We start from the raw sequence: 8,848 nt of genomic DNA on the forward strand, positions 1-8,848 counted from the left end.
GTTAACGTTGTGTACTGAAACTTGAATTATTAAGAATATATATTGAATGTGCGTTGACGATACAATTCAGTCTGCTTTTCTTCTGCATTATTTCGGCAATAAGATTTCTGGCGTCGAATATCATCCTGACTGTTTTTTCAGTCACCCGAATCATCGCTTATTTAAGTGAATCATCGGGATTGACTTTATCTTTCCCGCAATGCTTCTGCTCTTGCTCGAATGATTGGTTTTAAAAGATAACTGAGAATCGTTTTCTTTCCGGTAATAATATCGACTGATGCCACCATGCCGGGAATAATAAGGAGCGGTTTTTCGGCTGTCCCTAGATAGTTTTTATCAGTACGTAATCGGATGACGTAAAAACTATTCCCTTCTTTGTCTGTAACGGTATCGGGGCTAATTTGTTCCAGTTGCCCTTTTAATCCACCATAAATAGTGTAGTCGTATGCGGTTAATTTAATGATGGCTTCCTGGCCGGGGTGTAAAAAAGCAATATCTTGTGGGCGAATTTTGGCTTCAACTAAAAGCTTGTCATCCAATGGCACAATTTCGACCAAATCACTGCCTGGTTGAATAACGCCGCCAATGGTGTTAACCAAAATTTGCTGGACAACCCCGCGTACAGGAGAGACAACTAAAGTACGATTTACCCGATCTTCTAACGCCTTTCCGGTCGCCGTAATTTTGTTCAGATTAGTTTGCGCTTCGTTCAACTGTGATAACGCTTCGCTTTTATAGCGCCCACGGGTTTCCTCTATCTTATTTTCGATTTCTTTTACTGCCGATTCTGCCCGTGGTATCGACAATATGATTGAATCAAGCTGCCCTTTGGTTTCAACTTCAGCTCGTCTCAGACGCAACACTTCGACTTTAGAAATAGCGCCTTCGGCAATCAGCGGTTCCGACATCCTGATTTCTTGTTGTAGCAAATTCAGGCTATTACGAAACTGAACTTGCTTGGCGGAAAAATCCCGTAATTCCTGGCGGCGTTGAACTAACTGCTCTTCAAGACCGGATATTTCGTTATGAAATTGTTGGCGGCGGCTGTTATAAAGTTCACGCTCACCATTTGCGACTTCAGGTGCTTGTTTCGTCACTAATTCTGACAAGGTTAATTCACGATCGTTAACCTCGGCATTCAGGCGTTCAATTCTTGATATGAGTGCCAGTCGATCAGCCTCTGTCTCCCCGACGTTTGAAGCAAAACGGGTATCGTCCAAACGTAGTAGCGGGTCGCCAGCCTTGACGACTTGTCCCTCATGAATAAAGAGTTCTGTAACAATGCCGCCTTCCAGGTTTTGAATTTTTTGTAATCTTGATGAGGGAATAGCTTTTCCATCGCCTCTGGTGACTTCATCAATATCAGCAAATGCCGCCCATAGAATGAAAAACAGAAAGAAAGCACCAATAGCCCACAGTGTAATACGGGCAATTCTGGGGGAGTCTTCAATCATGGCACGGCTAACTTCCGGCATAGTCTGGAGATTCTCCTGATTATCATCGCCGGAAAAATAGTGTTTGATGCGTTTAATATATTTAGCGAGACGCATTGATTTGTCCTTTCTTCAAGGCGTCCATTACGATAGCTTTTGGACCATCTGCAATAATGCGGCCTTTATCAACGATGACCAAACGATCGACCAACGCCAGCATCGATACCCGATGTGTCACCAGAAGCAGTGTTTTATTTGCCAATACGGGAACCAGAACATGTTTCAAGTGATCTTCACTGGTGTTGTCCATTGAACTGGTGGGTTCATCAAACACTAAAATGGGGGGATCGAGTAAGAGTGCTCTGGCCAATGCCACGGCTTGGCGCTGACCACCAGAAAGTTGCTGACCACGTTCACCAACCTGGAGGTTATAACCATCGGGATGCAGACGGGCGAATTCATTCACGCCAGCAATTTCTGCCGCCAACAGCATTGCCTCGTCTTCAACATAGCGCGCCCCGCTGATTAAATTATCTCTCAGTGTGCCGCTAAATAACTGGATATCCTGTGGGACGTAACCGATGTTATGTCTTAAATCACTGACATCTAATTGACGTATATCAACGCCATCGATCAGGAGATTACCCGTCGAAGGCTGGTAAAGGTTAACGATCAATTTTTGCAGTGAACTTTTGCCCGAACCGCTTCGACCGATAATCCCAACCTTTTCACCGGGGCTAATACTAAGGTTGATGCCTTGCAACGAGCTATTCCGCTGGTCGGGATAATTAAAGGTCACATCACGAAATTCGATACCGCCACGGATACTCTCGCGTTTGAGTGGGCGTTCGTTATCGCTGCGTTCCTGCGGTAATTGCATCATGTGTTCTGTTGTCGTCATCGTCAAACGAGCTTGCTGATAGCGACTGACTAACCCGGAAAGCTGGCCTAACGGCATCAATGCCCGACCATTCAACATATAACAGGCTATCAGCCCACCCATACTGAGCTTGCCGTTAATTAACAAATAAACGCCGACGACGATCATGGCTACACCGGCAAACTGCTGAAACCATAATGTCAGGTTAACGGCTAGCGATGACAGTGCTTTTGCCCGCAGTTCCAATTTACTGAGACTGCCAATGGTTTGTTCCCATTGGTGCTGCCGCTCGCTTTCGGCATTATTGACCTTTATGGCATCCAAACCGCTTAAGGTTTCAATCAACGTAGCCTGGCGTTCGCTGGCGAGATGCATTGTCTTTTCAATTGTGGCGGATAGAGGTTTTTGCAGCGCCCAACTGGTTAGTAGAGCAATGGGGTAGGCGAGTATGGAGACCCAAACGAGTGGGCCGCCGATGATTCCGATCACCAACAGAAGTAATAGCGTAAAAGGGAAATCAATCAGAGTGGTCAGTGTCAATGAAGAGAGAAAATCTCTGAGAGACTGAAATTCATGAATATTTTGTGCAAAACTACCGACGCGCGCTGGCCTGGACTTCATCGACATACCGGTAATGCGTTCAAATAATGTCGCAGATATGATCAGGTCGGTTTTTTTCCCCGCCATGTCCAGACAGAGTCCACGCAGGGTTTTCAATATCAAATCAAAAATAAATGCGCCAGTAATACCAATGGCCAGTACCCATAGTGTAGACGTAGCCTGATTGGGGACGACCCGGTCATAAACATTCATAACGAATAATGGCGTCGCCAGCGCAATGATATTAATCAGCAAGCTGGCGAGCACAGCATCCAGATACAGGAAACGCGAAAGCTTAAGCGTATCTTTGAACCAGGATTTCGTCCGTGGAATTAATGAGTTATGTTGGATATCAAATCGATGGCGAGGTTGGGCGAACATGACCAACCCAAGGTAGTTTTGTTGCAAGGTATTGTGATCGACAGCAATTTCACCGCCTTCCGTTTCACTCGGCATAATACGAGCGCTGCCATCGTCATTCCAGCCTAGCAGAATCGCGGCTCTTCCCTCGCGTAGTAGCAACATGGCTGGTAGTGACATCGCGGGAATTTTATTCAACGGACGCTTAAGCACCCGACCTTGTAAACCGGCTCGGGCAGCTGCTCTGGGTAGCAATTTCGCAGGAAGACGCTGGTTGGCAAGTGGAAGCCCGGCTGTTAGCGTCGTGCGACTGGCGGATTTTCCTTGTAGAGCACAAAGAATCAGGAGGCCATCCAATAATGGGTCATCATGGCGACTGCGAGGATCGCTGTTTTCATGGATGATAGATTCATGGACAACCGTTTCGTCAGGGTTGCTACTTTCATCTTGTACCGAATGCAACTTCATTTAACGGAACTTTTCCTTACTTCATATTGTTGCTGCAGTCATCCTTAATAACACGAAGAGATGACAGCAGACTTCAAGATAAAACGTCCCAATAAGCAAACGAGTTATCGGTTTTTTCATGCTTAATGTTAGTTTAACGACGGCAATTCTGCTTTTGCCGTGACGTTATCCAAACTTTGTGCTGCTGTTGGGCTGGTGATGGAAAGGCTACGGAGCAAGTCTCCCATTCTGGCTTTGATGCGATATGCCGTAAAACGTTCGATAAACTGTACTTCTACCAAACGACGCTGTGCTGTTAACAATTCATTCTCGCTATCTAATAAATCTAGCAAGGTTCTCTCACCGATACTGAATTGTTTCTGATAAGCGGTGCGAACTTTCATGCTGCGGTCCGCATACTCGGCAGCAATGGGGATCTGCTTACGCGCATTATCCAACGCCGACCAAGCTAAGCGTAGCTCTTCATTCAACTGCCGTAATGTATTGTTCCGGATATCTTGCGCTTCTTTGATCTGGTAGGCTTTTGCTTCAGCATTCGCTTTGTTGCTTCCACCTTCATAAAGGTTATAGCGCATTTTCACCATAGCCTGCCATTCGTTGCTATGTCCGCGAGTACCATCCAGATTATTATCCATACTGCGTGCTAATTCTACGTCTACTCTGGGGTAGAAGCTGGATTTCGCCGCCTGATATTGTTGTTCGGTGGCTGAAATATCCGATTCGGCAGATTTCAGTATAGGGTTGTTTGCCAGCATAATCCGGCGAGCCTCTTCTTGTGAGGCGGGGAGCGTCAATATGGATGCATTGGGTAAAGATAAATTATCAGGTTCGGTACCTGTCACACTGTAGTAATTCGTTTTAGCGTCATCAAGATTAGTCTGCTCGGTTAGCAGGTTATTCCGGGCTTGAGCCAGACGGGCTTCAGCCTGCTCCATATCGGCAAGGCGACCAACCCCTTGCAAACTACGAAGTTTGATTTGATCGTAAATACGTTCATGGTTGGCGAGATTATTTTCGGCCAGCTTAACAAACTCTTGTCGTTGCAATACATCCAGGTAAACCTGAACGGTATTTAACGCTACGCTTTCCGCCGTGTTAAGCACTCTGAATGCGCGGGAGTTGACGGTTGCCCGTTGTCTGCCAACTTCACTGGAGGTGGCGAAACCGTCAAAAATCATCTGTTGCATATTAATGCTGGATTCACTTCGATGTAAGCCAACTTTGTGGTTGCCGCTGGCTCGCGTTGATGCGCTGTCCGTTTCTTCATGCCCGGTCCCCGCATTTAATGTCACGGAAGGTAAATAACCACCTTGAGCCGCTCGTAGATCGTGATCGGCAGACAAACGACTGTTCACCGCTGCATTCACTTCCGGGTGGGCACTAATAGAATGCTTTATTGTTTCTTCTAATGTTGCAGCAATAGAAGGTTGTGCGATGAAAATCCCTAAAGGTATAAGGATGGAACGATATGCCGGAGTCATAATGTTATTTTCCTTTATGATATGTCTATTGTTCTGTGATTATTCTTAATCTACAAACTTAGTTTTGTGATTATTCTTAATTATAAATATTTCATGGCTAATTAAACCAATAAATATTAATTTCTTTAAATATCAATAGGATGTGTAATTATCTACTCATCGAGCAATCTAGGTGAGGCATCTGTTTCTTTTTTGTAATAAAGTTTGTAGAAAGAATATTCCGAATTCTTTATGATAATGCTCAGCGAGTCAAGTGATTGACGTTTAGGCTCGGAGATTTTTGACTGTATTTATCCCATTCATATCAAGGACTACATCGCGATTTTATTCATCAGGATGATGAAGGCTTCCCCGTTATTAAAATCTGTATTGAAGAAAAAATAACTATATATCAAAGGTAAACTCTATGAATAACGTGATCGGTATCATTAAGTTTGTTATCGGACAAGTCTTTGTTATCTCTTTGGATGGCACACAGCGTTTATTAGTCGCAGGCGATAAAATTTATCGTGGAGAAGAAGTTATTACCGGCGGAGATGGCTCGGTATCGATTACATTGCCTGATGGTCGTTCACTGGATGTGGGGAGAAACAGTCAGTGGAGTGATAGTGGGGATGTGACCTCTGAAAATAGTTCTCAGACGGTTGATGAGGTTGCGGCACTACAGGATGCAATTGCTCAAGGTGCTGACCCGACGCAAGTATTAGAAGCGACCGCTGCGGGTAACGCCGATGTAGGTGAAGCGGGAGATGGCGGTGGGAGCCATACGGCAGTTGTTCTTGATTTAACCGGACAGATTGTTGATCCGACGGCAGGTTACCCGACCGCAGGAATTGATTTTGCGACAAATGGAATAGTGGAGACGGATGGGATTGACTCTCAATCGTTACTGGTCACTCAACCTCAGTCTCCTACGGAAAATAATGATGTAATCACACTGAGTTCTGATGGGCGGGTTGTTGAGGGTGGGAAAATTACCGTCACTGCGACGGTGAACAACCCGGTCACGGGAAGCCCGTTGGTGATTACGCTGACAGACGGGTCAGTGATAACCATTCCTGTTGGTGGAACCAATGGTTCCGTGGTGATTGATACCCGCGATGATGACGCTTATCGCCAAGGCGATGAACCCGTAAATATTGGTATTGATACCACTACGGGGGGGAATTACACCAATCTGGATTCAAGTAGTACGACAACAACCATCGTAGTAGACGACGGGGATGTGACCAAAATCACCCTGAGCTCTGAGCCGACGGTGAACGAAGGCGGGCAGTTTACCGTGACCGCCACGGTGGGAGCCCCGGTAACCGGCAGCCCGCTGCTGATCACCCTGAGCAACGGCGCACAGATCACCATCCCGGTGGGCGAAAGCAGTGGCACAGTGGCGATCGACACGCGCAGCGATGACGCCTATACGCAGGGCGACGAGCCGATCACGCTCAGCATTGACGGCACGAGCGGCGGTAATTATGAAGGGCTGGATACGTCCGGTACGACCACCACCACGGTAGTGGACGACGGGGATGTGACCAAAATCACCCTGAGCTCTGAGCCGACGGTGAACGAAGGCGGGCAGTTTACCGTGACCGCCACGGTGGGAGCCCCGGTAACCGGCAGCCCGCTGCTGATCACCCTGAGCAACGGCGCACAGATCACCATCCCGGTGGGCGAAAGCAGTGGCACAGTGGCGATCGACACGCGCAGCGATGACGCCTATACGCAGGGCGACGAGCCGATCACGCTCAGCATTGACGGCACGAGCGGCGGTAATTATGAAGGGCTGGATACATCCGGCACGACCACCACCACGGTAGTGGACGACGGGGATATCACCAAAATCACTCTGAAAGGCCCCGATAGCGTTACTGAAGGTGAAAATATCACCATTACTGCACAGGTGGAGCACCCGCCTCAAGATACCGATCTCATCATCAAATTAACCAATGGTCAGACCATCACAATTCCTGTTGGACAAACGGAAGGTTCTGTTACGTATCCTGTGCGGGGCGATGATGCACTGGTACAGGGCGATATTGCACAAAGCGTGGGGATTGATAGCAGTTCCGGTGGTAATTATGAAAATCTGACACATGGCGATCCTGTTACGACAACGGTTTTAGATAACGATGTACCTGAAATCCAGGTCAGCAACGTAGTCATTAATGAAGGGGATACCGGCGCATTCAACGTGACGTTTGGCAAACCTGTCGATAACACGACGACAATTACGTTGAAACTTGAGCATGGTGATACAAACGATGCTGATATCGATGTGCCACCTGTGGTGGAGATCGGTGGTATTCAGGTTCAGGTTACGGTCAATGGTGATGGCTCATTCAGCTTTGAACTTCCTGCTAATACAGTCGATGGTGTGGTTGTTCTCGTGCCGACCAAAGATGATGGTGTTTTTGAGGGCAAAGAGCATTTCAAATTAGTAGTGACACAGGAAGGTGAAACGGCTAACGGAACTAAATTACCAGAAGGAATTAAAGGGGAAGGGACTGCGATCATCACCGATCTGGACAGCACCGATCCGACCCAGCCGAACCCGGGCGCGGACGTGCCGGTGCTGACGGTGGGCGACGCGGGCGAGGTGAATGAAGGCGGCACGGCGAGCTTTGAGATTGCGCTGAGCCAGCCGGTCAATAACGCCACCACGCTGAGCTTTACCCTGGGCGGGCAGATTGACGCCGCCGATATCGGCACCCCGACGGCCACCCTGAATGGTCAGCCGGTGGAAGTGACGGCCCATGCAGACGGCAGCTACAGCCTGACGGTACCGGCCGGGACCACCGGTGGCATCGTGGTGAGCGTCCCAACCGTGGATGACGGGGTGTTCGAGGGCCGGGAAAACTTTAGCCTGAATGCCACCCTGAGTGGCAATACCGCCAGCGGCACCCCGCTGCCGGCGGGCATTACCGACAGCGGCAGCGCGACCATTGTCGATCTGGACAGCACCGATCCGACTAACCCAAATCCGGGTGCCGATGTGCCGGTGCTGACGGTGGGCGACGCGGGTGAGGTCAACGAAGGCGGCACGGCGAGCTTTGAGATTGCGCTGAGCCAGCCGGTGAATAACGCCACCACGCTGAGCTTTACCCTGGGCGGGCAGATTGATGCGGGGGATATCGGTACCCCGACGGCGACCCTGAATGGGCAGCCGCTGCCAGTCACCGTGCATGCGGACGGCAGCTACAGCCTGACGGTGCCGGCGGGCACCACCGGTGGCATCGTGGTGAGTGTGCCGACGGTGGATGACGGCGTGTTCGAGGGCCGGGAAAACTTTAGCCTGAACGCCACCCTGAGTGGCAGTACCGCCAGCGGCACCCCGCTGCCGGCGGGCATTACCGACAGCGGCTCGGCGACCATTGTCGATCTGGACAGCACCGATCCGACTAACCCAAATCCGGGTGCCGATGTGCCGGTGCTGACGGTGGGCGACGCGGGTGAGGTCAACGAAGGCGGCACGGCGAGCTTTGAGATTGCGCTGAGCCAGCCGGTGAACAACGCCACCACGCTGAGCTTTACCCTCGGTGGGCAGATTGATGCCGCCGATATCGGTACCCCGACGGCGACCCTGAACGGGCAGCCTGTTCAGGTCACCGTGCATGCGGACGGCAGCT

Annotated in this window: 4 protein-coding genes; 1 reads left to right on the plus strand and 3 read right to left on the minus strand. The window is 49.3% G+C overall.

The window, feature by feature from the left end:
* Window positions 1-185: 185 nt before the first annotated feature.
* The 3 genes from ACKPVM_RS17920 to ACKPVM_RS17930 form a co-directional block, all read right to left on the minus strand.
* Complete coding sequence (locus ACKPVM_RS17920) at window positions 186-1,550, minus strand: HlyD family type I secretion periplasmic adaptor subunit (protein ID WP_409311160.1); 1,365 nt, start codon at window positions 1,548-1,550, stop codon at window positions 186-188.
* Window positions 1,537-3,741, minus strand: a complete 2,205-nt coding sequence (locus ACKPVM_RS17925; RefSeq protein WP_409311161.1) for a type I secretion system permease/ATPase — start codon at window positions 3,739-3,741, stop codon at window positions 1,537-1,539. The genes ACKPVM_RS17920 and ACKPVM_RS17925 overlap by 14 nt, the downstream gene beginning before the upstream one ends.
* A gap of 128 nt (window positions 3,742-3,869) precedes the next feature.
* Window positions 3,870-5,222, minus strand: coding sequence for a TolC family outer membrane protein (locus tag ACKPVM_RS17930; RefSeq protein WP_409311162.1), 1,353 nt, complete (start codon window positions 5,220-5,222; stop codon window positions 3,870-3,872).
* Between the two features lie 406 nt (window positions 5,223-5,628).
* Here ACKPVM_RS17930 and ACKPVM_RS17935 point away from each other — a divergent pair.
* The coding region (locus ACKPVM_RS17935; RefSeq protein ID WP_409311163.1) for a retention module-containing protein at window positions 5,629-8,848 on the plus strand (3,220 nt) is incomplete at its 3' end.

Origin of the sequence: Pectobacterium hainanensis (assembly GCF_046237015.1) — a bacterium.
Lineage (GTDB): Bacteria > Pseudomonadota > Gammaproteobacteria > Enterobacterales > Enterobacteriaceae > JBJYIN01.